Source organism: Chryseobacterium salipaludis (genome assembly GCF_022968825.1).
Taxonomy (GTDB): domain Bacteria; phylum Bacteroidota; class Bacteroidia; order Flavobacteriales; family Weeksellaceae; genus Kaistella; species Kaistella salipaludis.
Window position 1 is genome coordinate 27547 of sequence record NZ_JALHKS010000003.1, and the last position, 23875, is coordinate 51421.

Annotated in this window: 25 protein-coding genes and 1 other RNA gene; 21 read left to right on the forward strand and 5 right to left on the reverse strand. The window is 44.4% G+C overall.

The annotated features are described in order from the left end of the window. Positions 1 to 48 precede the first annotated feature (48 nt). From MVI27_RS05610 to MVI27_RS05660, 11 genes are all read left to right on the forward strand, one after another. Positions 49 to 948, forward strand: coding sequence for a cell division protein FtsX (locus MVI27_RS05610; RefSeq protein ID WP_246959828.1), 900 nt, complete (start codon positions 49 to 51; stop codon positions 946 to 948). 2 nt (positions 949 to 950) lie between these two features. Continuing rightward, positions 951 to 1250: a DUF3098 domain-containing protein gene (locus MVI27_RS05615; RefSeq protein WP_246959830.1), complete on the forward strand. Its 300-nt coding sequence runs from the start codon at positions 951 to 953 to the stop codon at positions 1248 to 1250. Between the two features lie 63 nt (positions 1251 to 1313). Next, a complete protein-coding gene (locus tag MVI27_RS05620) occupies positions 1314 to 2135 on the forward strand; it encodes an undecaprenyl-diphosphate phosphatase (protein ID WP_246959832.1) in 822 nt (273 codons plus the stop codon). Positions 2136 to 2262: 127 nt separating this feature from the next. Beyond that, positions 2263 to 2964: a tRNA pseudouridine(55) synthase TruB gene (truB, locus tag MVI27_RS05625; RefSeq protein ID WP_246959833.1), complete on the forward strand. Its 702-nt coding sequence runs from the start codon at positions 2263 to 2265 to the stop codon at positions 2962 to 2964. Positions 2965 to 3019: 55 nt separating this feature from the next. After that, entirely contained in the window at positions 3020 to 3745 is a 726-nt protein-coding gene (rluF, locus tag MVI27_RS05630) for a 23S rRNA pseudouridine(2604) synthase RluF (RefSeq protein WP_246959834.1), read from the forward strand. Between the two features lie 62 nt (positions 3746 to 3807). Continuing rightward, entirely contained in the window at positions 3808 to 4167 is a 360-nt protein-coding gene (locus MVI27_RS05635; protein WP_246959835.1) for a hypothetical protein, read from the forward strand. 205 nt (positions 4168 to 4372) lie between these two features. Continuing rightward, positions 4373 to 5791: an APC family permease gene (locus MVI27_RS05640; protein ID WP_246959836.1), complete on the forward strand. Its 1419-nt coding sequence runs from the start codon at positions 4373 to 4375 to the stop codon at positions 5789 to 5791. 50 nt (positions 5792 to 5841) lie between these two features. After that, positions 5842 to 6072: a putative signal transducing protein gene (locus MVI27_RS05645; RefSeq protein WP_246959837.1), complete on the forward strand. Its 231-nt coding sequence runs from the start codon at positions 5842 to 5844 to the stop codon at positions 6070 to 6072. Between the two features lie 128 nt (positions 6073 to 6200). Further along, on the forward strand, positions 6201 to 7037 hold the full coding sequence (locus MVI27_RS05650) for a 1,4-dihydroxy-2-naphthoyl-CoA synthase (RefSeq protein WP_246959838.1): 837 nt from the start codon (positions 6201 to 6203) through the stop codon (positions 7035 to 7037). A gap of 35 nt (positions 7038 to 7072) precedes the next feature. After that, the gene (gene menA / locus MVI27_RS05655; RefSeq protein ID WP_246959839.1) at positions 7073 to 8011 is read left to right on the forward strand and encodes a 1,4-dihydroxy-2-naphthoate octaprenyltransferase; all 939 of its coding nucleotides are present in this window, start codon (positions 7073 to 7075) and stop codon (positions 8009 to 8011) included. A gap of 25 nt (positions 8012 to 8036) precedes the next feature. After that, positions 8037 to 8717: a metal-dependent hydrolase gene (locus MVI27_RS05660; protein ID WP_246960371.1), complete on the forward strand. Its 681-nt coding sequence runs from the start codon at positions 8037 to 8039 to the stop codon at positions 8715 to 8717. Between the two features lie 80 nt (positions 8718 to 8797). Here the strand turns inward: MVI27_RS05660 and ffs are convergent. Further along, positions 8798 to 8895: signal recognition particle sRNA small type (ffs, locus tag MVI27_RS05665), an RNA gene on the reverse strand. 42 nt (positions 8896 to 8937) lie between these two features. Between ffs and MVI27_RS05670 the strand changes: the two genes are divergently transcribed. The 8 genes from MVI27_RS05670 to MVI27_RS05705 all read left to right on the forward strand — a co-directional run bounded on the left by MVI27_RS05670 (position 8938) and on the right by MVI27_RS05705 (position 16477). Beyond that, positions 8938 to 9540 (forward strand): DUF4199 domain-containing protein, encoded by a 603-nt coding sequence (locus MVI27_RS05670; RefSeq protein WP_246959840.1) that lies wholly within the window; start codon positions 8938 to 8940, stop codon positions 9538 to 9540. Positions 9541 to 9602: 62 nt separating this feature from the next. Next, a complete protein-coding gene (locus MVI27_RS05675; protein WP_246959841.1) occupies positions 9603 to 10553 on the forward strand; it encodes a glycosyltransferase family 2 protein in 951 nt (316 codons plus the stop codon). Next, positions 10553 to 11302: a GIN domain-containing protein gene (locus tag MVI27_RS05680; RefSeq protein WP_246959842.1), complete on the forward strand. Its 750-nt coding sequence runs from the start codon at positions 10553 to 10555 to the stop codon at positions 11300 to 11302. The genes MVI27_RS05675 and MVI27_RS05680 overlap by 1 nt, the downstream gene beginning before the upstream one ends. 22 nt (positions 11303 to 11324) lie before the next feature. Further along, positions 11325 to 13037: a phospho-sugar mutase gene (locus MVI27_RS05685; RefSeq protein WP_246959843.1), complete on the forward strand. Its 1713-nt coding sequence runs from the start codon at positions 11325 to 11327 to the stop codon at positions 13035 to 13037. 95 nt (positions 13038 to 13132) lie between these two features. Next, entirely contained in the window at positions 13133 to 14386 is a 1254-nt protein-coding gene (locus MVI27_RS05690; RefSeq protein ID WP_246959844.1) for a pyridoxal phosphate-dependent aminotransferase, read from the forward strand. Between the two features lie 9 nt (positions 14387 to 14395). After that, positions 14396 to 15124 (forward strand): 3-deoxy-manno-octulosonate cytidylyltransferase, encoded by a 729-nt coding sequence (gene kdsB / locus MVI27_RS05695; protein WP_246959845.1) that lies wholly within the window; start codon positions 14396 to 14398, stop codon positions 15122 to 15124. 110 nt (positions 15125 to 15234) lie between these two features. After that, on the forward strand, positions 15235 to 15897 hold the full coding sequence (locus MVI27_RS05700; RefSeq protein WP_246959846.1) for a histidine kinase: 663 nt from the start codon (positions 15235 to 15237) through the stop codon (positions 15895 to 15897). Between the two features lie 4 nt (positions 15898 to 15901). Beyond that, positions 15902 to 16477, forward strand: a complete 576-nt coding sequence (locus tag MVI27_RS05705; protein ID WP_246959847.1) for a glutathione peroxidase — start codon at positions 15902 to 15904, stop codon at positions 16475 to 16477. A gap of 67 nt (positions 16478 to 16544) precedes the next feature. Here MVI27_RS05705 and MVI27_RS05710 read toward each other — a convergent pair whose 3' ends face one another. The 4 genes from MVI27_RS05710 to MVI27_RS05725 form a co-directional block, all read right to left on the reverse strand. After that, positions 16545 to 18002, reverse strand: coding sequence for an LptF/LptG family permease (locus MVI27_RS05710; protein ID WP_246959848.1), 1458 nt, complete (start codon positions 18000 to 18002; stop codon positions 16545 to 16547). A gap of 66 nt (positions 18003 to 18068) precedes the next feature. Continuing rightward, positions 18069 to 18713: an outer membrane lipoprotein periplasmic chaperone LolA1 gene (lolA1, locus tag MVI27_RS05715; protein WP_246959849.1), complete on the reverse strand. Its 645-nt coding sequence runs from the start codon at positions 18711 to 18713 to the stop codon at positions 18069 to 18071. A gap of 65 nt (positions 18714 to 18778) precedes the next feature. Continuing rightward, positions 18779 to 21253: an FtsK/SpoIIIE family DNA translocase gene (locus tag MVI27_RS05720; RefSeq protein ID WP_246959850.1), complete on the reverse strand. Its 2475-nt coding sequence runs from the start codon at positions 21251 to 21253 to the stop codon at positions 18779 to 18781. A gap of 118 nt (positions 21254 to 21371) precedes the next feature. After that, entirely contained in the window at positions 21372 to 21803 is a 432-nt protein-coding gene (locus MVI27_RS05725) for a low affinity iron permease family protein (protein WP_246959851.1), read from the reverse strand. A 208-nt stretch (positions 21804 to 22011) separates the two neighbouring features. Between MVI27_RS05725 and MVI27_RS05730 the strand changes: the two genes are divergently transcribed. Further along, positions 22012 to 23475, forward strand: coding sequence for an FAD-dependent oxidoreductase (locus tag MVI27_RS05730; RefSeq protein WP_246959852.1), 1464 nt, complete (start codon positions 22012 to 22014; stop codon positions 23473 to 23475). 25 nt (positions 23476 to 23500) lie between these two features. After that, positions 23501 to 23794 (forward strand): hypothetical protein, encoded by a 294-nt coding sequence (locus tag MVI27_RS05735; protein WP_246959853.1) that lies wholly within the window; start codon positions 23501 to 23503, stop codon positions 23792 to 23794. The last annotated feature ends 81 nt before the right edge of the window (positions 23795 to 23875 follow it).

Genomic DNA, 23875 nt, shown 5'->3' on the forward strand with positions numbered 1-23875 from the left:
GGCAAAGTACGGAAGTTTTTTTCTATTTTAGCAGAAATTTTTTCATGAATGGCTAAGACGGTTGAGGATTTTAACAAAAGAAGGCTGCGCTCCAGCAATATTACCGTGGTAATCAGTATTGCACTGGTCCTGTTTCTGCTCGGGCTGATGGGGCTGATTCTGATCAATGCCCAGAAATATTCCGATTATATCAAGGAGCAGTTGGTCGTGAACGCATATTTTGATGAAAATTATGATGCCAAAGATTCCGTGAAAATTGCCAAAAAAGAACAGGTGGCTTTTGAAAAAATTAAAACACTGAAGCCTGTAAAGCGTGCAACCTATATCTCCCGCGAAATGGCGTCCGAAGAAGCCCGCAAGAGCATGGGAATTGAAACCGATGCTTTATTCGAAGAGAACATTTTTCCTTCATCGGTTGAAGTAGCCCTGAAGCCAGAATATGTTGATCCGGCACGGATTGATGAAGCGATTAAAGAAATTAAAGCCACACCCGGCATTACTGACGTAAAAAACAACAGTACGCTGATGGTGGAAGTATATAACAACCTGAACAATATCCTGAAATGGATTTTGGCTTTCACCGTGTTGTTCCTGGTTCTGGCTGTTGTGCTCATTAACAACTCCATCCGACTGAAGATTTTCTCCAAGAGGTTTATTATCAAAACCATGCAGTTGGTGGGTGCCAAGCGCAGGTTTATTTTGAAGCCGTTCATCAAGGAAGCGATTATTCTGGGTGTGATCGGCGCGGTGATCGGACTAGCTGTGTTATTTGGCGCCTGGTATTATTTCATTACCGAAATCGGTACACCGTTCGCACAGGATGACCGTCAGCTGATGTTCCTGATTGTGGGGATTTTCCTCGGCGGAATTTTAATCACGGTGATGAGTACTGTTTTTGCCACCTGGCGTTTCCTTCGCTCAAATGTGGACGACCTATATTATTCTTAAGCATGAAAACGAAAAAAAAGCAGGATATAAACGCGACTACGGAAAAGGTTGTTCCCACGGATAACAGCTTGTTTTACTTCGGCCGCGAGAATTACAAATGGATGCTCATCGGGCTCGCTCTTATCGTCGTAGGGTTCCTGCTGATGATGGGTGCCGACGCTAACACAGTGAACGGAAAATTTGATGCCAACGCCTGGAACGAGGATATTTTTTCCGTCCGCCGGATTCGTATAGCGCCTTTGCTGGTGCTCACCGGTTTTTGTGTGGAGGTGTATGCCATCATGAAGCGTTTTCCGAGATAAGCATTTTATTTAAACATTTACGGCTGTCTGCATTACCTTCAGGCAGCTTCTTTTTTGACATTTATGGATATAGTTAAAGCAATTATTATTGCCATTATCGAGGGGCTTACCGAGTTTTTACCGGTTTCCTCGACCGCCCACATGGGCTTCACCGCCGCGCTTATGGGCATGGAAGAAACAGAGTTCCTGAAAATGTTCCAGGTTTCCATTCAGCTCGGTGCCATCCTCGCTGTTGTTTTTGCCTACTGGAAAAAGTTTCTGGATTTCAATAATTTAAAGTTTTATTTTAAGCTGGCCTACGCTGTGATTCCCGCTTTGGTGTTGGGCTATCTGTTCGATGATCACATCGAAGCGGTGCTTGGAAACCAGATTGCCATTTCGGCTGTGCTGATTGCGGGTGGGGTGGTTTTACTATTCTCCGATTCCTGGTTTAAAAACCCAACCATCGCTGACGAAAAAGACCTGCCCGTGAAAAAAGCGGTAATCATCGGCTTTTGGCAATGCCTTGCCATGATGCCGGGCACCAGCCGAAGTGCGGCCTCCATTATCGGGGGAATGACGCAGGGACTAACCCGTAAAGCGGCGGCCGAATTTTCTTTTTTCCTGGCCGTTCCTACCATGCTGGCGGTAACTGTATATTCCATTTTCGTGAAAACCTGGGGTAAAGAAAGCGGTCATCCCGCTAAAGGGTATGAAATGATTCTGTCCTCGTCGGATAATATCATCGCGTTTGTCATCGGGAATGTGGTCGCGTTTATCGTAGCGCTCATCGCCATCAAAGGATTTATCGGCCTGCTCAATAAGTACGGTTTCAAGCCGTGGGGCTGGTACCGGATCATCATCGGTGTGGTATTGCTGATTTATTTCACCGGCTTTGGCAGATAAAAATTTGTTTTTTTGGGCAGACATTTCCGCCCTCCGTTCCCGCTTTTTTTGCGCCACTTCGTTTTGCAAAAAAGAGCTCCACTCAGGTCGGGCTGCAGGTACGCACTTTTTCCCTTTATTTTAAACCATGACAGCTGCCGATTTTTTGGAAGGACAGATTATTCTCCTCGATAAACCATTGGACTGGACCAGTTTTCAGGCCGTGAATAAACTTAAATATAAACTCCGGCGCGCATTCGATCTGCCGAAGAAGTTTAAGATTGGGCACGCCGGCACGCTGGACCCGCGCGCTACCGGTTTGCTGATCATTTGCACCGGCAAATTCACTAAGAAAATTCCCGAGATCCAGGATGCACCGAAAGAATACCGTGCGGAAATTAAACTCGGCGTTCAAACCGAATCATACGATACGGAAAAACCGGAAATTTTTCCTTGTGATATTTCGCATCTCACAGAGCGCGATATTCAGTCCGCGCTCGAAAAGTTTGTCGGCGAAATCGATCAGAAACCGCCCGTTTTTTCTGCCATTAAGATTGACGGCAAACGTGCCTACGATTTAGCCAGAAAAGGAGCAGAAGTGGAAATGAAAAGCCGCAAGACCACCATTCACTATATTACCGATATTGTAGTTGATTTGCCGCTGGTCTCCTTTACAGTCGGCTGTTCCAAAGGAACGTATATCCGCAGCCTGGCACATGATATCGGCCAGGAGCTGAAAGTAGGCGCGTATCTCACTCAATTGCGCCGCACCAAAATTGGCGGGTACAGCATAGAAAATGCAAGCGCCGATCTTCTTCTGGATGACTATCAGTTTGCTCCGGAATCTTAAAATCCGATCGATCTGCGCACACTTTTTTAACTTTGTTATTTAAAAACGAATTCAATTGGAACCGGTACGTCTCAACAAATACTTATCTGAACTGGGCTTTTGCTCCCGCCGCGAAGCTGATAAACTGCTGGAACAGGGCCGCATCACCGTCAATGGTCAGCAGCCTGAAATGGGTTTTAAAGTAACCGAAAAAGACGCGATTTTGGTAGACGGCAAGCCGGTGAAAAAAACGGACAGCGACCATGTCTACATCGTTCTTAACAAACCGGTAGGCATTGTTTGCACCACAGACACGAAAAGGGAAAAGAACAATATCGTCGATTTCGTGAAACACCCCAAGCGTATATTTCCCATCGGTCGGTTGGACAAACCCAGCGAGGGACTTATTCTGCTTACCTCCGATGGGGATATTGTCAATAAGATCCTGCGCGCAAAAAACAATCATGAAAAAGAATACATCGTGCGCGTGGATAAACCGATTACGGCACAATTCCTGAAAAAAATGGGCGGCGGACTTCCCATTCTGGGCACGATGACCAACAAATGTGAAGTGGAGCAAATCGATACGCTGACCTTCCGCATTATCCTGACACAAGGACTCAACCGCCAGATTCGCCGTATGTGTGAATACCTGGGCTACGAGGTGAAAAAACTGAAACGCATCCGCATTATGAACATCCACCTGGACTTACCCGTTGGGAAATGGCGCGATGTTACCGAAGCCGAAATGACGGAACTGCTGCATTTGCTGGAGGATTCGGATAAGACCGCTACAAAGTAAACTTTTACGGCGGATTGAAATCCTTGCATCATTCTTGCTGCACTGCTGCCAAAGTAAATTTTATGAACAGAACAGTTGCAGCCATCATGTTGGCAGGATTTTTAGCAGTCGCGTGTTCCAAAACGGAAACGGTGGAAACTTCCAACACAATTCCGGAAGTAGTTTCCGATACCACTATGGCAGATTCGCTCTCGATTAATCAGCAAACTAAGGACACCGGTGATTCAATCGTGTCGTATCATTATATTTATAAAGATAAAAAGGGCCAGCAGGCGAAGGTGACCTTTAATAACAGCGATACCATTCATACCATGTCTGTGGACTACAGAGGCAAAAAATACAACCTGACGCCTGGGCCAAAGGCGGTGACTATAAAGGCGAAGGAATCGAAGCGCACAGCCAAAGCGACCAGCTTACCTTAACAATGAACGGCGAAAAAGTAGTTTTGAACCAGGACGAAGAAATAAGATAAATTATAACGGTAAAGATATAGTCCGGCAGCACATGACTGCCGGATTTTTTTATTTTATGGTAATCGCAGTAGTATTGGCTGGTCATCTGCGAAAAACTTATATATTTACAGCCGTTGAAATTATTTACACAATAAAAATAAAGAAACGGTTGTATATGAAGAAAAAATTAAAACTGTGGGATGCCACCATGCTCGTGATGGGCTCCATGATCGGCAGCGGGATTTTTATTGTCAGTTCCGATATGATGCGTAACCTCGGCTCAGGATACTGGTTGCTGGCCGTGTGGGTCATCACAGGGGTTATGACGATTGCAGCTGCTTTATCTTATGGCGAGCTGGCAGCCATGTTTCCAAAGGCGGGCGGACAATATACCTATATTACCGAAGTTTTCGGGAAAATGACCGGTTTTCTCTACGGCTGGGGATTATTCGCCGTTATACAGACAGGCACAATCGCTGCGGTTGCTATGGCTTTCGGAACATTTACAGCCTATCTGATCCCGGCGCTTAATGATGCTGCACCGTTGTTCCAGTCAGGTACGTTCCGGATTACCTGGATTCAGATTCTGGCTATTTTCGTTATTGTTTTACTTACTTTCATCAATACACGCGGGCTTAAAAATGGTAAAATTTTGCAGGATGTTTTCACATCTTCCAAAATTCTCGCGCTGCTGGGCATCATTATCTTTGGTGCTTTGCTGGTTTCGCAATCACAGTGGTCCGGTAATATGGCCGCAGGCTGGAATGCCTTTTCCAATCAGGGTCTGCAGGAAGGCAATACGCTGATTCCCGGCAACTGGACTGCTATTGGCGGAACTGCTTTATTAGGCGGAATTGCCGCCGCGATGGTGGGCTCTGTATTCAGTTCGGTGGCCTGGGAAAATGTAACTTTTGTTTCCGGCGAAATAGAAAATCCAAAAAGAAATGTGGTGCGCGCAATGGTCTTCGGCACCGTCACCGTGATGATTTTATACCTGTTCGTAAACCTGGTCTATCTTCATGCACTTGACCGCGACAGTATTGCTTTTGCAGATAAAAACCGTCCGGCCGTTGCAGCTTCGGAAGTCATCTTTGGCAACATTGGAACATTAATCATGGCGGTGCTGGTGATGGTCAGCACGTTTGGTTGTATTAATGGTTTGGTACTTGCCGGCGCGCGCGTCTTCCAAACGATGGCCAAAGATGGCCTCTTTTTTAAAGCCGCTTCAGCTGACAACAGATTTCAGGTTCCCGGCCGCTCCCTGTGGATGCAATGTGGCTGGGCATGCGTACTTGCCCTTTCAGGCCAGTATGGTGACCTGCTCGATATGATTTCGTTTGTCATCGTGCTTTTTTACATGATCACCGTTTTTGGTGTGATTTATATGCGCTTTCGTGAGCCGGATCGTGAGCGCTCTTACCGGGCATGGTTATATCCGGTAACACCTTTACTGTATTTGTTGTTAGGTACAGCTTTTTGTGTGCTGCTGATTATTTTTAAACCACAATATACCTGGCCGGGCTTTCTTCTAATTTTGCTTGGACTGCCCATTTATTTCTTTATTCAGTATAAAAATAAAAGCAATCTTTCTTAAAACAAGCCTGGGTTGGCGGTTAATTTGATGCAGTGGTAAGAAACAAACGTATGTCTGATCTCGTTACCATTTTGCAGTCCTCCTATTTATATGAAATTGAACTGGCGCGCACCAAACTTGCCGCTCATGAAATTCCGTCTTATATTAAAAATGAATATGTTAACAACGTGGCTGTATTTCCCATGTCTCAGAATTATTTTCTAATCGTGAATGAAAAAGATTTTGACCGGGCACAAGTCATTCTTGAAGAACATGAAGATCTGGACGAAAATGATTTTTAGGAATATTAATGAAGCTTTCTCCCCGAAAGCTTTTTTTGTGCCTTTCTCTTTAATCTAATTTGTCGCGAAAGCGGTCCGATTGTAAAGCGCCTTCAAAATGTTTATCTTTACCGAAAATTAAGAAATACATGTCCGACTGGAAAACTGTCAAAGAATACGAAGATATTACTTATAGAAAACGCGGTGGAGTAGCGCGCATTGCCATCAACCGTCCGGAGGTGCGGAATGCGTTCCGCCCAAAAACAACTTCTGAATTGTATGATGCTTTTTATCATGTTTCCGAAGATCCGTCCGTAGGTGTGGTCTTGCTCACCGGTGAAGGTCCAAGCCCGAAAGATGGCGGTCACGCCTTCTGCAGTGGCGGCGATCAGAAAGCGCGCGGACATCAGGGATATGTGGGTGACGACGGACGTCATCGCCTGAATATTCTGGAAGTACAGCGCTTGATTCGCTTCATGCCTAAAGTAGTGATTGCTGTTGTAAACGGCTGGGCTGTGGGCGGCGGACACTCGCTGCATGTTGTCTGTGATTTAACGCTTGCCAGCCACGAACATGCGATTTTTAAACAAACAGATGCCGACGTAACCAGTTTTGACGGCGGATATGGTTCTGCCTACCTGGCAAAAATGGTCGGCCAGAAAAAAGCCCGCGAAATATTTTTCCTGGGGCGCAATTATTCCGCGCAGGAAGCTGCTGATATGGGAATGGTGAACGCAGTAATTCCACACGCAGAACTGGAGGATACGGCTTACGAATGGGCGCAGGAAATCCTCCGGAAGTCACCAATGTCCATCCGAATGCTGAAATTCGCTATGAACCTGACTGATGACGGAATGGTGGGCCAACAGGTTTTTGCAGGTGAAGCTACGCGACTGGCTTATATGACCGATGAAGCCAAGGAAGGCCGCGATGCATTCCTCGAAAAGAGAAAGCCAAACTTCGGAGACGATAAGTGGATTTCATAAAGTGTGCAGCGTAACATTTTCTTAAGTCTTTGTTTATGATACACTGGATCAGGGCGGCGCGCCTGCGTACTTTACCGCTTTCCGTGAGCGGCATTATCATGGGTTCTTTTATTGCTCGGTGGCGAATGGTGGAAAACGGCCAGCACTGGGACTGGCGGATTTTTGCGCTGGCTTTGCTGGTTACGCTCTTATATCAGGTGCTTTCAAACTTTGCCAATGATTACGGTGACGGCGTTCGCGGCACTGATAAACTGCGGATCGAAGGGGCAGAAGTGCGTGCTGTGGCAGCCGGTCATATCACCTCGGTACAGATGCGAAACGGTGTCATCCTGTTCGCCTTGCTTTCTCTTCTGGCTACAGTTCTCTTATTGTACTACGCATTTTTAAAGGATGAACTGCTGCAGGATTTTCTATTGTTTGTAGGTCTTGGTTTTTTATCCATTCTTGCTTCGGTTGGTTATACGGTCGGGAAAAAACCTTATGGATATTTTGGTTTAGGTGATATCATGGTTTTTTTGTTTTTCGGTCTGGTCTCCGTTTGCGGCAGTTATTACTTATTTACCAAATCATTGCCTGCCGATATCTTTTTACCGGCCACGGCTATCGGAATGTGCAGTGCAGCGGTCCTGAACCTGAACAACATGCGCGATATTGAAAACGATGCGCTTAGCGGTAAACGAACTTTGGCGCTTCGGCTTGGATTTAAAAATGCGATGATTTATGAGGTGATTTTGCTTCAGCTGCCGGTGTTGCTGGTGCTGGTCTTTATGCTAAAAAATGAGCTGCATACTATGCGGCATTATTACGCCTTCATATTTTTTATACTGGTGATTCCTTTTACTTCTCTAAGAAGAAATATTCTCAAAACCAAAGAACCACGGCTGCTGGATCCATTCCTGAAACAGGTCGGAATTCTTACCTTAGTACTCAGTTTTCTGGTTGCCTTCGGACTTAACTATTTTACTTATGATTAACATGGAAAACATAAACGAACATACTTTGCAATTTCAGTTTTTAGGACAAAATTGTTTTTTAATTACATATAAAAACATCAACATTCTGACTGATCCTTTCTACAATATGCAGTTGGAAAAATCATCTTTTGATATCACACAACAAAAGATTGATTATATTCTGATTACCCATGCGCACGCTGACCACACCGCCGATGTACAGGAGGTTCTGGAACATCATCCGGAAGCAATCCTGATCGGTCAGCCGGAAGTTTGTGCTTACTTCAGTCACAAAAAATTTGTTGATCTGAATTTCGGCGGTTCCTGTGTGGTGCATGGTTTGAAAATAGCAATGGTACCTGCCAGCCACACCAGTTCTTTCCCGGACGGGCGTTATGGTGGCGAGCCGGCGGGCTATGTTCTGTCTTCCGGAGATCATCACATATATTTTGCGGGCGACACCGGCATTATGTCGGATATGGCTTTGCTTCCGCAACTTTTCGGAAATATTGCAGCGGCTGTATTACCGGTCGGCGGGCACTACACGATGGATGCTTCCCAGGCTGCCTTTGCGGCTGCAGAACTAATTAAAACTCAAAAGGTGGTGGGTTGTCATTTCGATACGTTCCCGCCGATCAGCATTGATCATGGCGAAGCGCTGGAGGCATTCAACAAACGAAACATTGAATGCATTCTGCCGGCGGTTGGTCAGATCATTCAGCTTTAAGTAAAAAGTGAAATCAGCGGATAAAGTACTTAAAATGAATGAAGTAAAGGTAAATAAAAGGCTTGCGAACAAGGCACAAAAAATGGCAAGCTACCTAAATCACACCGCTACAACCGATTACCTTTGCTGCGTTCCCACCCTGGAGGATTCTCAGGAGCTGGTTGTTTAGGACTTGCCGCTGCAAATATAAGACTTTAATTTATAATTCAAAATCATAAACTTGAAAAACAACAATTCCCGCGCTGGAGCGGTTAGTATTTACACCGTCGCTTTCGGACTTTTTCTCGCCACGCTTGTGCTGTTTCTGGGGATGTATTTCTTCGGAATGAATACTGAGTATTTTAGTAACTCATTACTGGTCAACGCTTTCGTTATGCCGGCGATCTATCTTGTCGGTGCCTTTATTTCCGTTAATTCCTACAAAAAAGTTACCGGTCCGATGGGTTTCCGTGAAGTTTTCGGTCGTGCCTTTAAACCCATGTTTCTTGGCGGCATCATGTCCATCCTTTTTATTTTTGCCTTTCTGAATTATGCAGATCCCGCGGCCAAGGACCTGTTGAACTACCAGTATATCGAGCGTCAGAAAAGTGAACTCGATGCGGAATACAAAAAAGCCCGTGAGTTTATGAAAGATCCTGCGGAAATTAAAGAACTTGACCAGAACTACGAAGCACGTAAAAAAAGTTTTGCGCCGGAACTGGTGAAGGATAAAAACATGTTCAGTTTTAGACAGTTCACATATTATTTCGGAGCAATTATGATTTTTTATGTAATCTTATCCACATTTTTCGCAAGTTTCTTCCGTTCGCGAACGATGATATAATACCGCTTTACGACCAGGCCCCGCTTAAAAATCTTACATTTGTGCAACGCAAAATCAGTTGAATGAATTTATCTATTGTCATCCCCTTACTCAACGAAGAAGAATCCCTGGAAGAACTTTTTTCCCGGATAGATAGAGTTTGTGCCGCGCACGACCTTTCGTATGAAATTTGGTTTGTGGATGATGGCAGCACCGATTTATCTTGGAGTATCATCGAAAACCTGAAAGTGCAGTATCCGCAGATTCATGCTATCCGTTTCTCCCGTAACTATGGTAAATCGCAGGCACTCCATGCGGCCTTTTCGCGCGTGAAAGGGGAGGTGATTATTACCATGGATGCCGATCTTCAGGATTTTCCCGAGGAAATACCGGAACTGTATGATATGGTGAAGAACGATGGTTACGATATTGTTTCCGGCTGGAAGAAAAAAAGGTTTGACAATGTAATGACCAAAAATATGCCCTCGAAACTGTTCAATGCAGCTGCACGAAAGGTTTCAGGCGTCTCATTACATGATTTCAATTGTGGTCTGAAAGCCTATCGTCGCCAGGTCGTCAAAACAGTGGATGTGTACGGAGATATGCACCGCTATATTCCGGTATTGGCGGCCAATGCCGGCTTCCGCAAAATTACTGAAAAGCCGGTGCAGCATCAGGCGCGGCCTTATGGTGTTTCGAAATTTGGCACAGAGCGTTTTGTAAGAGGTTTTCTTGATCTGGTTACTTTATGGTTTATCAGCCGTTTTGGCGGGCGGCCGATGCACTTTTTCGGTGCCGGCGGAACCGTGATGTTCCTTATTGGCTTCTTAGCTGCGCTTGGTCTCGGGATTTCAAAACTAATCGACGTTTCACGCGGTGTATACGGCCACCTGATTACCAACAACGCATGGTTCTTCATTGCGCTGACCATGATGATCCTGGGTTCCTTGTTTTTTATTGCTGGTTTTCTGGGCGAAATGATTATCCGTTCTACGAGGCCGCATCAGAACTATCATATTGAAGAAGAAATTTAATGGGATATTTCGGCAACATAGTACCGCTGAAAAGAATTTCGGCAGTCGCGCTCCTGGCTGGACTGCTAGCTGTTTCCTGTGGCAAACTGGAGCCAAAAGGGGACATTGTCAGCAAAGATATCAAGGTTAAAGATTTTACCAAGATTGAACTCAGCGGCCAGTTTCGTGCTTTTTATGCGAAGGCAGACAGTTCCTTTGTTAATATAGAAACGTATGAAAACCTTGCTGGTAATATTAAACTAAGTTCTAAAGACAATATTTTACACATTACCGAAAAACGCGTGCCTGCCGCCGTTGACTTTTATAATATCACGATTTACTCCCGTAATGAACCGACTGCAGTAACCCTTGCACAAAACGTCGAGCTCAATATTTCCAGTGAAATTAAGGCAGACCGGTTTGATTTAACCATTACGGATAATGCTAAATTCATTGGTTCCGTGCGGTCGCGGATGTCTTCGGTAACCATGAACAAAAAAGCGAGGGCCAACTTTTTGGGTGTTTCTAAAAAAGCAGATATAAAACTGTCTGACACGGTGAGCATTATTGCACCCTACTGGCAAATCAATACCGCAAATTTATTGGTAAAAAACGGTTCTTATGCGGAGCTTCAGGTGCAGGATAGCTTGAAAGGGAAGGTGCAAAATACAGCAAAGGTGGTCTATTATGAAGAGCCGGTGCAGGCATTAAGCATCGAACGTACTTCAACCGTGCAGCATGAAAATATCGAGGAGCTGAAACTTCCTTAATTTTAAATAAAAACATAACGATATGACAACTTTGGAAAAAGCCAATCTCTGGCTGACAGATACTTTCGACGACGAAACTAAGGACGTAATTCGTGAATGGATTGCCGCTGAATCTGATGAATTGGAAGATTCCTTCTACCGCGAACTGGAATTCGGGACCGGTGGCATGCGCGGTGTGATGGGTGTGGGAACCAACCGGCTGAATCGTTACACGCTGGGACGTGCCACACAGGGCCTTGCCAACTATCTTCATCAGCAATTTCCTGGTGAGGAAATTAAAGTTGCGATCGCTTATGATGTGCGGAATAACTCGAAAGAGTTTGGCAAAATGTGCGCTGATGTTCTGACGGCTAACGGAATCAAAGTACTCCTTTTCAAACAGCATCGTCCAACACCGGAACTGTCTTTCACCGTCCGTGATAAAAAGTGCAATGCGGGAATTGTATTAACCGCTTCGCATAATCCACCCGAATATAACGGCTATAAAGTATACTGGAATGATGGTGCGCAGATCGTAACGCCACATGATGAGGCTATCATCAGAGAAGTGTATTCCGTAAATTTTGAAGATATTAAGTTTCAGGGTAATGACGCGCTGATCGAATGGATCGGTGAGGACCAGGACGACCGTTATATTGATTCCTGCATGGAACACTCACTGTACCAGGACGCCGGCCGCGACAATCTTAATATTGTTTTTACCAGCATCCACGGTACCACCTATACCACGATTCCTAAAGCACTTGAAAAAGCAGGATTTAAAAAAGTGGATTTTGTGCGCGAGCAAATGATTCCGAGCGGGAATTTCCCAACAGTAGAATCCCCGAATCCGGAAGAACCGGCAGCACTGGAAATGGCCCTGGACCTGGCAAGAATTACCAATGGTGACATTGTGATCGGAACAGACCCTGATGGTGACCGATTGGGTATTGCGGTCCGGAATCTGAACGGAGAAATGCAATTGCTCAATGGAAACCAGACCAATACCATCCTGACCTATTATATTTTGCAACAATGGCAAACGGCAGGTCGGATTACAGGTAAGGAATTTATCGGTTCCACAATTGTGACCTCAGACATCTTCTATCATATTGCTAAAAAGTTCGGTGTGGACTGCAAAGTAGGGCTGACCGGCTTTAAGTGGATCGGTAAAATGATTCGTGATTTTGAAGGCAAAGAAAAATTTATCTGCGGTGGCGAAGAGAGCTTCGGATTTATGACCGGTGACTTCGTTCGCGACAAGGATTCCTGCGGCTCGATTCTGCTGGCGTGTGAAATTGCCGCGTGGTGCAAAGCCAATGGCAGCAGTATTTTTGAATATATGATTGAGATTTATAAGGATCTTGGATTGTATTATGAAGGCTTGGTGAACGTAGTTCGAAAGGGAAGAACCGGTGCTGAAGAAATAGTGCAGATGATGAAAAACTTCCGCGAAAATCCACCACAGATGATCGCCGGATCAAAAGTCGCAACTGTCCAGGATTACCTGCTGCAAACCGAAAAGAATATAATGTCAGGTGAAGAGAAACCGATGACCGGCATTGCAAAGTCCAACGTACTGATTTATTATACCGAGGACGGGACCAAGGTGTGCGTGCGCCCCTCCGGTACGGAACCGAAGATTAAATTTTATGTTTCGGTGCAGGATTCCATCAGCGATAAGAGCGAATACGAAGAAAAAACAGCGCTGCTGATGCAGCGAATTGATCAGGTAAAACAAGACCTGAATCTTTAAAACTGGAAAAAAGAGCTGAGAAATTCAGCTCTTTTCTTTTTAATCTGTAATTTTGAAAGGCAGTCCGCTTTTTTCGCGGCTAAAAACATAGCTTTATGAAAATCTCACACATCGCCGAAAAATTAATTGGCTCCGAAATTATTAAAATTGCCGGGCAGGTAAATGCTCATAAAGCCGCCGGTGCTGAAATAACCAACTTAACCATTGGCGACCTGAATTCAGAAATCTACCCGATTCCGGAACTGCTGAAGGAAGAGATTAAGAAAGCGTATGATCACAATTTAACCAATTATCCGCCCGCTCCGGGATTGTTGTCTTTAAGAACAGCCATCGCTGACGATCTGCTGAACAGATGGAATCAGGAATACGCCGTCGATGAGATTTTGGTTTCGGCGGGCTCGCGCCCTTTAATTTATGGTGTCTATAAAGCAATTGTGGATCCGGGCGAAAAAGTGATTTATCCGGTTCCAAGCTGGAATAATAACCATTATGCGTATTTGTCTTCGGCCGATGCTATTGAGATTCCGACGACAGCCGAACATAATTTCCTGCCTACTGCTGAAGAACTGCAGCCACATGTTGAAAATGCTGTTTTACTTGCATTGTGTTCACCTTTAAATCCGACCGGTACTTTATTTACACGTGAACAACTGAGTGAGATCTGTGAACTTGTTATCGCCGAAAATAAACGTCGTGGCCCCGATGAGAAGCCGCTTTATATTTTATATGATCAGATTTATGCATTACTGACTTTCGGGCCGGAGCATTTCAATCCGGTAATGTTGTATCCGGAACTGCGTGATTACACCATTATGATTGATGGCACTTCGAAATGTTTTGCCGCGACCGGTGTACGGGTCGGCTGGAGTTTCGGCCCGAAACATGTCATCTCAAAAATGATAGAATTACTCGGTCACGTGGGCGCCTGGGCACCAAAACCGGAACAGCATGCGGTAGGTGTTTTGTTAAATGATCCTGATGCAGTAAACCTTTACCTTGATCATTATAAAAGCCGTCTTAATAATAGTTTACGGTATTTACATCAAGCAGTACAGCAACTGAAAAATGAAGGTTTAAAAGTAGACAGCATTGAGCCGATGGGTGCTTTATATCTGACCATAAAACTTGATTATATCGGCCAGACTACTGCGGAAGGTGATACCATTAAAAACTCAACTGCACTGGTAAGTTACCTTATTGACAAGGCTGGTGTAGCCCTGGTTCCATTCTCAGCTTTCGGCACCGGGCCGGAGGCGCCGTGGTTCCGCGCTTCCGTTGGTGCCGTTTCGCTTGAAGAATTGCAGGCGATGGTTCCGCGCCTTCGCAACGCCCTGACTCAACTTTCTTAATAGTATTAAATGAAAATTATTGCCGTTATACCCGCCCGTTATGAAGCCAGTCGCTTTCCCGGCAAACTCATGGAGATGCTGGGCGACCGCACCGTGATTAGTACGACCTATAAAAATGTAGTAGAAACCGGCTTGTTCGCTGAAGTATTTGTGGCTACCGATTCGGATATTATTTTTAATGAAATCATTGCAGCCGGCGGAAAAGCCATCAGAACGGGCGCGCATGAAACCGGCAGTGACCGGATTGCAGAAGCCGTGCAGGACGTGGATTGTGATATTGTAATCAATGTGCAGGGTGACGAACCTTTTTTGAAAACAGAACCGCTGCACCAGTTAATTTCAGTTTTTCAGGAGGATAAGGACGAGCAAATATCTTTAGCCTCTTTAAAAATTAAGCTGTCCGATCGCGAAGAAATCGAAAGCCCGAATAACGTGAAGGTAATCACAGATCAGTTCAACTTTGCCTTGTATTTCAGCCGCTCCGTTATTCCGTTTGCGCGTGAAGAGGGAATTGTTATTAATTACTATAAACACGTGGGTGTGTACGCTTTCCGGAAAAAAGCACTGCTTGCTTTTGCTGAAATGCCACAACGTCCATTGGAACAGGCTGAGAAAATTGAGTGCTTGCGTTACCTTGAATACGGCATGAAAATTAAGATGGTAGAGACCGATTTTGTAGGCGTGGGCATCGATGTGCCGGCTGATCTGGAGAAGGCGCGTACGTTAATAAAATCTTAAATAGAAGGCTTTCTTCCGTAAAAATGATATATTTGAAAACTGTTTTTCGCACAGAGCGGTTGCACTGATTTTTTTAGAGATGCAAATGCTGCGGAACTGTAGTTTTAAGAATGAAAAAGATTTTTTTACTCCTTTCTTTTGTCTTCGGAAGTTTTTGCCTTGCGCAAACGGCAAAGGAAATTATCGACAAGAATATCGAATTGTCCGGCGGACTGACCAATTGGAAACTTTTAAACTCTGTCATGCTTCAGGGAAAAGTAACACTAGGAATCAATGATGAGTATCCAATTAAAATTTACCAGCAGCGGCCGAATCTTACCAAAACCGTAATCACCATTGATAAAAAAGAAACTGCGATTGAAGGCTATGACGGGAACAAAGGCTACGCGATGAATTACGCAGCTAATAAGCTCCAGGAATACCCGAACTACACGCCGGAAAACTTTGATAATGATTTTATCGACTGGGAAAGCAAAGGCTTTACGGCCAAGTATCTGGGTAAAGAAAAAATTGGCGATACGTATTGCCACAAGGTAGAATTGGTTAAAAATGTAAACAAAACCCTGTACTATTTCGACAGCAAAACCTACATGCTGGTCCGCGAGGTTAAAAAAGATGAAACGATTTCTTATTCTGATTACCGAAAGGTCGGCAGTTTGCTGATGCCTTTCCGCCTGGAAGCCTCCACGCCGAAAAAGGACAGCGATTACGTGATGATTTTTTCAAAAATTGAAACCAATAAAGTCTTCCCCGCGAATACTTTTAAATTTTAAACACATGAAAAGAGGATTTATACTTGTTTTGGCAGCAGCGACCCTGCTTGTTAGTTGTAAAAATTCAACCAAAGAAAGTTCACCTGTGAAAATTACGGAACAGAAAATGAAAACAATCTACGATTACCGCGTAGAAGGCCTGGAAGGCGACGAAATTAATTTTGCGGATTTTAAAGGAAAGAAAATCCTGATTGTGAACACTGCCTCTGAATGTGGTTTTACGCCACAGTATGCAGACCTCGAAAAGTTATCGAAGGAGTATGCTGATAAGCTGGTGGTGGTCGGTTTTCCTGCCAATAACTTCGGCGGTCAGGAACCTGGCTCCAACGAGCAGATCGGAGAATTCTGCCAGAAGAATTACGGCGTAACGTTCCCGATGGCGGCAAAAGTCTCAGTGAAAGGAGACGACATTGCGCCCATCTTTCAGTTTCTGACAGAAAAGCAGCTGAATGGTGTGAAAAATACGGCCATCCTGTGGAACTTTACCAAATTTTTAATCGACGAAAACGGGCATCTGATTGATTCTTATATCAGCACGACCAAACCCACAAGTGAATCTATCACGAAATATTTAAAGTAATTTACTTTAAGCCAAAAAAAATAGTTTAACTACCGACGTTAAACTATTTTTTTTTGGTCAATATTAATTACTGATACCGTTTGTGTTCTTTCTGCTTGCTGAATCGCTTGAGCAGCGGCTTCATCAGCGCACGGTATTTTTCGATATCAAAGAGTTGCGAATCAGTCAAAGCTTTATACGTCAGCCAAAGACTGAAAGGGAAGAGCACCAGGTTCGGCAACCAGGCGGCGAGATAGGGATCCATGCCACCGGCCCAGGCAATGTTTTCAGCGGTCAGGTTAAGCAGGTAAAAAAGAATAAAGATAACGATGGCAATCACCACCGGCAGGCCGAGGCCGCCTTTTCGGATGATGGAGCCCAGGCTGCCGCCAATCAAGAAGAAGATAACGCAGGTTACCGAAAACGATACGATGCGCTGCTGACTCATTACTACACGGCTGAAGTAAGCATGCAAATCTTTTATCTGGCTGTTTTTTGATTCTACTGCATTGCGCAGACTTTCCACTTTATTGTACGCCTGGTAATACGCGCGGTTCTTCTGGTCTTTTTTTAAATCGTCAATACTGACTTTTGGTTTTTCAACCGTTTTGGGCTTTTTCGTCTGGTCAGCAAAATTGGCGTAGGTGTTTGTTTGGCTCGCAAGTTCATAGGAAATGTTTCCTACGATATCATTATTGCTTTTGCGGGTTTCTTTGATCGTCGTATTTAATTCAATGATGTTTTGGAAAGCGTAATTATCCGTAATTTTTTCAGATTCTATGGCTTTATCAATGATTTCTGAGATGTTGAAATGGTTGACGAGGGTATCAAATTTAATGGCCTGATCAGGTTGCTTAATGCGCGCCGAATAATCCTTCCCGCTCTGGTATTCCTCGTAGATGTGGCCATTATATAAAATCAGTTTCAGAAAGTTCGGGTTTTCTGCTTGTACGAATTTTCCGCGCTCTGCGATGATGGTCTGCTGATCATCAAAATAATTACCCATTTTATGGATAAAAACACCTTTCAGGTTTTCACCATATTCACCGGAAATCTCGTCAAATTTGACACTGTACTGCGGAATCTGCTGGATGAACTGCCCAGGTGTAAAATTCAGCGCCGGTTTGGTTGCCGCAATATTATACAGCATATTTTTCGCCTTGCGCTGGAAATCGGGCACTATATTATTTGAAAAGAAGAACAGCCAGACTGATAATAAAAAGGTGGTTAAAAACAAGGGAAGCATCACACGCGTAAGTGAAATGCCCGCAGCTTTCATCGCTGCAAGTTCATACCGCTCGCCGAAGTCGCCAAAAGTCATAATCGCCGACAATAGAATGGTAAGCGGCAATACCAGCTGAACCACCGTGACTGAAAGATAGGAAAGCAGCTTCAGAATCTCCCAGTAACTTAAGCCCTTACCCGTAAACTGAGACAGCTGAATCCAGACAATATTCACCACGAAGATGAAAAAGAGCACGCTGAATATAAAAGCGAACGGCCCGAAGAAAGTCTTGATAACGTATTTATCCAGCTTTTTTATCATACGCAAATGTACCAAAAAAGCCGCATTATTAAAGGTGCGGCTTTCCGTTTATAAATGACTTAAACTCTAAATTTCTGTGATGAGGTAATCACCGTATTTACTTTTGTCGAAGCTGAACATGGAACTGTTCAGTTTTTGATTTTCACGATAATCGCTGATGGCAATAACAGACAGAGATCCGTCCTTCGCATACTGTTCAATTTTTACGAGTTGTTTCTTCGGTCCGTTCACGAAAATCTTTACTTCTTTAATTCCATTATTCGTCGTTGGTGAAAGGTGGATGTAGTCAGCTAAAACTCCGTTTACTTTTACCTTGCCGGCATATTTTACATTATATCCTTTTTTGTATTCGTCGATGTAATTTAATGGAGAAAACATCTGTTCCGAGCCGGTTGGTTTTGCGATGGTGATTTCCTGATCTTCTGCAGATATATTGTAAATTTTATTTCCGTCGTACACCTGCTCGGTACCCATAATTTTCAGACGGTACTTATCCTCCGCGGCATAAAAAATTCCCGTTTCCGTTTTGGAAATGTTTTTGCCGTTCCCGGTTCCGTACGAAAACTTAAAGTACACATTGTCTTTGCTCTTATATTGACTGGCGACACCGTCTAAAATACTTTTTGCCTTGGGATCTACTTTCTGTGCAGATAAACTGATGGCCGCAAAAAATGCCAGAACTAGCGAACATTTCAAAATAAAGTTTTTCATCTCTGTAATTTAGTGGTTGGATAGGGGAGGAGGGATAAAGTTAAACTCCTGTTTAAAATCCAAAATTATTTGCGCAATTCTTCCAAAAACTGTTCCAAGGAATTGAGATCAGAGATCTGTACTTCCCGCGCTTTCGCCCCATTAAAACCGCCAACAATACCGCTTGCTTCCAGCTGATCCATGATACGGCCGGCGCGGTTGTAGCCTAATTTCAGCTGGCGTTGCAACATGGAGGTGGAACCTTGCTGCGTGGAAACGATGATGCGCGCAGCGTCTTCGAACAGCGCATCTTTTTCGTTGGGATCGAAAGCGGCAGTTCCCGATGTGCTTTCTTCATTTTCCACTTCCGGCAACATAAAGGCACTTGCATATCCCTTCTGTTCACCGATGAATTCCGCAATTTTTTCAACTTCCGGTGTATCCACAAAAGCGCACTGTAAACGCAGGATTTCATTACCATTAAAATAAAGCATATCGCCTTTACCGATGAGCTGATCAGCGCCCGGTGAGTCAAGAATCGTTCGTGAGTCCACACTGGAAATTACCCTGAATGCTGCACGCGCCGGGAAGTTGGCTTTGATCATACCTGTAATCACATTCACCGACGGACGCTGGGTTGCCACAATAAGGTGAATTCCCACCGCTCTGGCCAGCTGTGCAAGACGCGCAATCGGAAGTTCCACTTCTTTACCGGCGGTCATGATAAGGTCCGCAAATTCGTCTACCACCAAAACAATGTAGGGCAGATAACGATGGCCGTTCTCCGGGTTTAGTTTTCTTTCAGCAAACTTGCGGTTGTATTCTTTCAGGTTTTTGCAGAAGGCGTTTTTCAGCAGGTCATAGCGGTTATCCATTTCCTTGCACAGGGAATTCAAAGTGTTGATGACTTTGTGCGTATCCGTAATAATTGCATCCTCGCTGTCCGGCAGTTTGGCCAGATAATGGCGCTCAATTTTGGAGTACAGGGAAAGTTCTACTTTTTTGGGATCGACCATCACAAACTTCAATTCGCTCGGGTGTTTTTTGTACAGCAGCGAAGTCAGGATCGCATTGATACCAACTGACTTACCCTGTCCGGTAGCTCCCGCCATCAGTAAGTGTGGCATCTTGGCCAGGTCGCCCATGAAGATTTCATTCGAAATGGTCTTACCGAAAACCACCGGCAGATCCATATCCGTATTCTGGAATTTCTGCGAAGCAATTACGCTGCGCATGGAAACCATGGAAGGCTTTTTCCGGGGTACTTCGATACCGATGGTCCCTTTGCCGGGCATTGGCGCAATAATGCGGATGCCGAGCGCGGACAGGTTGAGCGCGATATCGTCCTGTAGTTTTTTAATGGAAGCAACACGAATTCCGGCTTCGGGCACGATTTCATACAGTGTGACAGTCGGTCCGATGGTTGCTTTAATTTCGGCAATTCCAACATTAAAATTTTTAAGCAGACCGACGATTTTATTTTTGTTCTCCTCTAATTCTTCTTTATTGACCTGAATTTCTTCGTTTCCGTAATCTTTCAGTAGATCGATGGTCGGCATCTGGAATTTGGCCAAATCCAGCTTATGGTCATATAAACCGTGCTTATCTACCAGTTGTTCCGAACGGGACGCTGGCTCATCCGTACTGATTTCCGGTTGCGGAGCCACTTCAACCTGCAGCGCGATATCTTCTTCCGCGGTCATTGTCATAGTTCCTGCAGAAGCCGAAGGCATTTTTGCGGCGGCGGGCGCAGCTGTTGCCGGTGTCAGATCCAGTGAAATCGGAGCAGCAGTTTCTTCTGTTTCAAAGGAGGTTTTGTTGGGCGTAACAATCGGCGCGATGACCGGCTCTTCTTTATCAACTTTTTTAATTTCTTCCTCGGCTTCCTGTGGTGTGCTTTCCATCAACTCTTCTTCGAGCTCGTCATCAGCCTCAAAATTCTCCGACGATTTTGGCAGCATTTCTTTCACGCGTCCCACCGTTTTATCATTAAGGTTATGCACGCCACGGCGAATACTGGAAGGACTTAAATTGAATTCTAATATAAAGTACAAACCGATTCCCGCCACAATAACCAGCCAGAGTCCGGCAATCCCGATAACTGAATTCAGAAAATCCATAATCTGGTAGCCATACACGCCGCTCAGCACGCCTTCACCGGAAGTAACAGCGCCCATGAAAATCGGCAGCCAGCAAATGAAAAACAAGGAATGACCGATGGTTTTCCACGGTTTGAAATAATTCTTTTTTAATATAATCAGTCCCGCCACAAAAAAAAGAAAGGCCAGAATGAACGCAGCAATTCCCAGACTTTCGAAAATGAAAATGTTTCCCAGCCAGTCACCAATTTTGCCAAAAATGTTGGAGGAAACAATACTGCGGTCCAGCATCGTGCCGGCCTGGCTCTGATCCGCTTTCCAGTTCATCAGGTAGGACACAAAGGACAGCGTGCCGACTACCGCCAGCAGGATAAAAAGTATCCCGAAAAATATCCGGGGTTTCGATAAAATTCTGTTGTTTTCTACCGCCTTCGAACCGGTCTTCTTGCTTCCTTTTTCCATAATATCAATGTGCGCAAATTTAATAATAAATTTTTTGGATTGCGCCGGTTTCGCGGTCACGTATTACGGTAGAAAAACGGTTTTTTTATTTTACTTTAAAGACGGACTTGCTCGTGTATTATGGCTTAATAACCTGAGGCATCGCATCGTCGATGGACTGTGACGACTGCATCTCTGTTCGTTGCTGCACCTTCTCGGCCAGTTTTTGGTAATATTCTTTCAGTTTATCGAGTTCGCATTCATCCAGGTCTTCAATGTCCACCAAGCGGTTACTGGCCCGGCGGCTGGCTGCGATCAGTTCATTTAGTTTTATCTGGATTGCCTTGGAATCTTTGTTTTGCGCTTTTTGAATCAGGAAAACCATCAGGAATGTAATGATGGTAGTTCCGGTATTGATGATGAGCTGCCACGTTTCCGAATAGTTGAAAAAGGGGCCGCTGCCCGCCCAGATCAGTACAATAATAAGAGCGGCGGAAAATGCCCATGAAGTTCCGGTAAACGATGATGCTGCATTGGAGCATCGTTCGAAGAAATTACTTTTAGGTGTCATGTTGTTGTCGTTTTTTATGCAAAAGAAAATACTTTGCCATTGTGTTCCTTTGCAAATACTTCTTCTATTGTGTTTTATTGTTATGAATAACGAAAACAAGGCGCGGATTTTGTTTAGGCCTTGATCTTTGAGGCTACTATTAAAACATTAAAAATAAATACAGATGAAACGAGACGGACAAAGCAGAAGTTTATGGCAAACTGTAGATATGCCAGATTTTTTTGTAGAAAATTCTTCAGAAAAATATGATGTAATCATTGCAGGTGCCGGCATCACCGGCCTGACTCTGGGTTACATTTTACAGAAAGCCGGCAAAAAATGCCTGATTATCGAAGCTGAAAATATCGGTTTTGGAACAACAAGCGGTACCACTGCACATGTCAATACATTTTTTGATGCGCAGTATGATACGGTGATTAAAGATTTCGGGGAAGATAAGGCCAAACTTCTGGCGCAGGTCGGACCGGAAGTAATTGCTTTTATGAGTGAAACAATCATGGTCGAGGGCATTGATTGTGATTTCTTTACCGATATGGAATCCTATGTTTTTGCTGTGGATGAGGAACAGAAAAAAGAATTGGAAGATTTTTATGACGGTTGCAAGACCGTGGGAATGCCGGTGGAAGTTACCGAACATAATCCGTGGCCGATACCGGCAGAAAAAGTTATTAAAATCTCCGGTCAGGCGCAGTTTCATCCGACCAAATACCTGCGTGCTTTAAGTCAGAAATTTATGGAGTTAGGCGGTAATATTCTGGAAGGGTACAAAGTGCAGGAGGTGAAAGAAGTGGATGATGTGGAAGTGAAAACAGCTTCCAGGACTTTTTTAGCGACGGACTTTATCTGGGCTACCCATGTGGTTCCCAATATCAACCGAATGAATTTCCTGGCGGCACCGTACCGCAGTTACGCCATTGCCTTTACTTTAAAGACAGGTGAGTATCCGCTCGCTTTAGGCGAAGATTTCTATGAGCATTATCATTATTTCCGCATTCAGAAAGAAGGTGACGAAACCTTTGTTATTCTAGGCGGAGAGGACCATAAAACAGGACAGGAAGACATTCCTGACGCAAGGTTCGCAGCCCTGGAAGAGTATGCTCGTAAACATTTTGATGTAGATGAGATAGCGTATCACTGGTCTTCACAATATTACACACCTGCCGACTCCCTGCCATTTATCGGTCTGAGTCCAGGCGATCATCATATTTATTGGGCGACCGGGTATGATGGTAATGGGATGACCTTTGGAACAGCAGCCGGATTGATTATTTCAAATTTAATTTTAACAGGTGATAGCAAATACAAAGATCTCTTTGACCCTTCGCGAATGAATGTGAAAGCCGGTTTTGCGGATACGGTGAAAGAAAGTGCAGATGCCGTTTTTCATTTAATTAAGGACAAATTTACGCCGGAGAAAATTCACAGTCTGGACGAAATTAAACCGGGTGAGGGCAAAACCGTTTTTTATGACGGTAAAACCATGTCAATTTACCGCGATGCTTCTGGCACAATTTATGGCGTTGAAAGTGCCTGCACCCACATGGGTTGCAACGTCAGCTGGAACAGTGCCGAAGCCACATGGGACTGCCCGTGCCACGGCGCGCGCTACAATATACAAGGCGAAGTACTGAACGGCCCGGCCACCAAAAACCTGAAAAAGATTCAATTATAAAAGTTTAACTATAAAATATAAAGATATGCCAGAAGGAAACAGCAAACAGGAACAGGACCGCGAATTGGAAGAAATGAATTACGCGCCGTCTGAAGATATTTTTAACCAGGAAGAACACATCCCGGTAGATGGAAACGGAAATCCTGTCAGTGAAAAACAAGCCGAAAAGGAAAGGCTCAGTGAAGGGCTGGATGTGCCCGGCAGCAAGCAGGATGATGACCAGGCGATCATTGGTTCCCCCGACGAGGAAAACAATTACTACAGCCTCAGTGACAATAAAGACAATCACGAAGAGGTTAATGACGACCTGATTAACTAAACCAAATAAACCTCATTTTACCGTGAGGTTTTTTTATGCTTTAATGTAAGCCGGCTTTCGTTTGCATTTAAGTCTTCAATT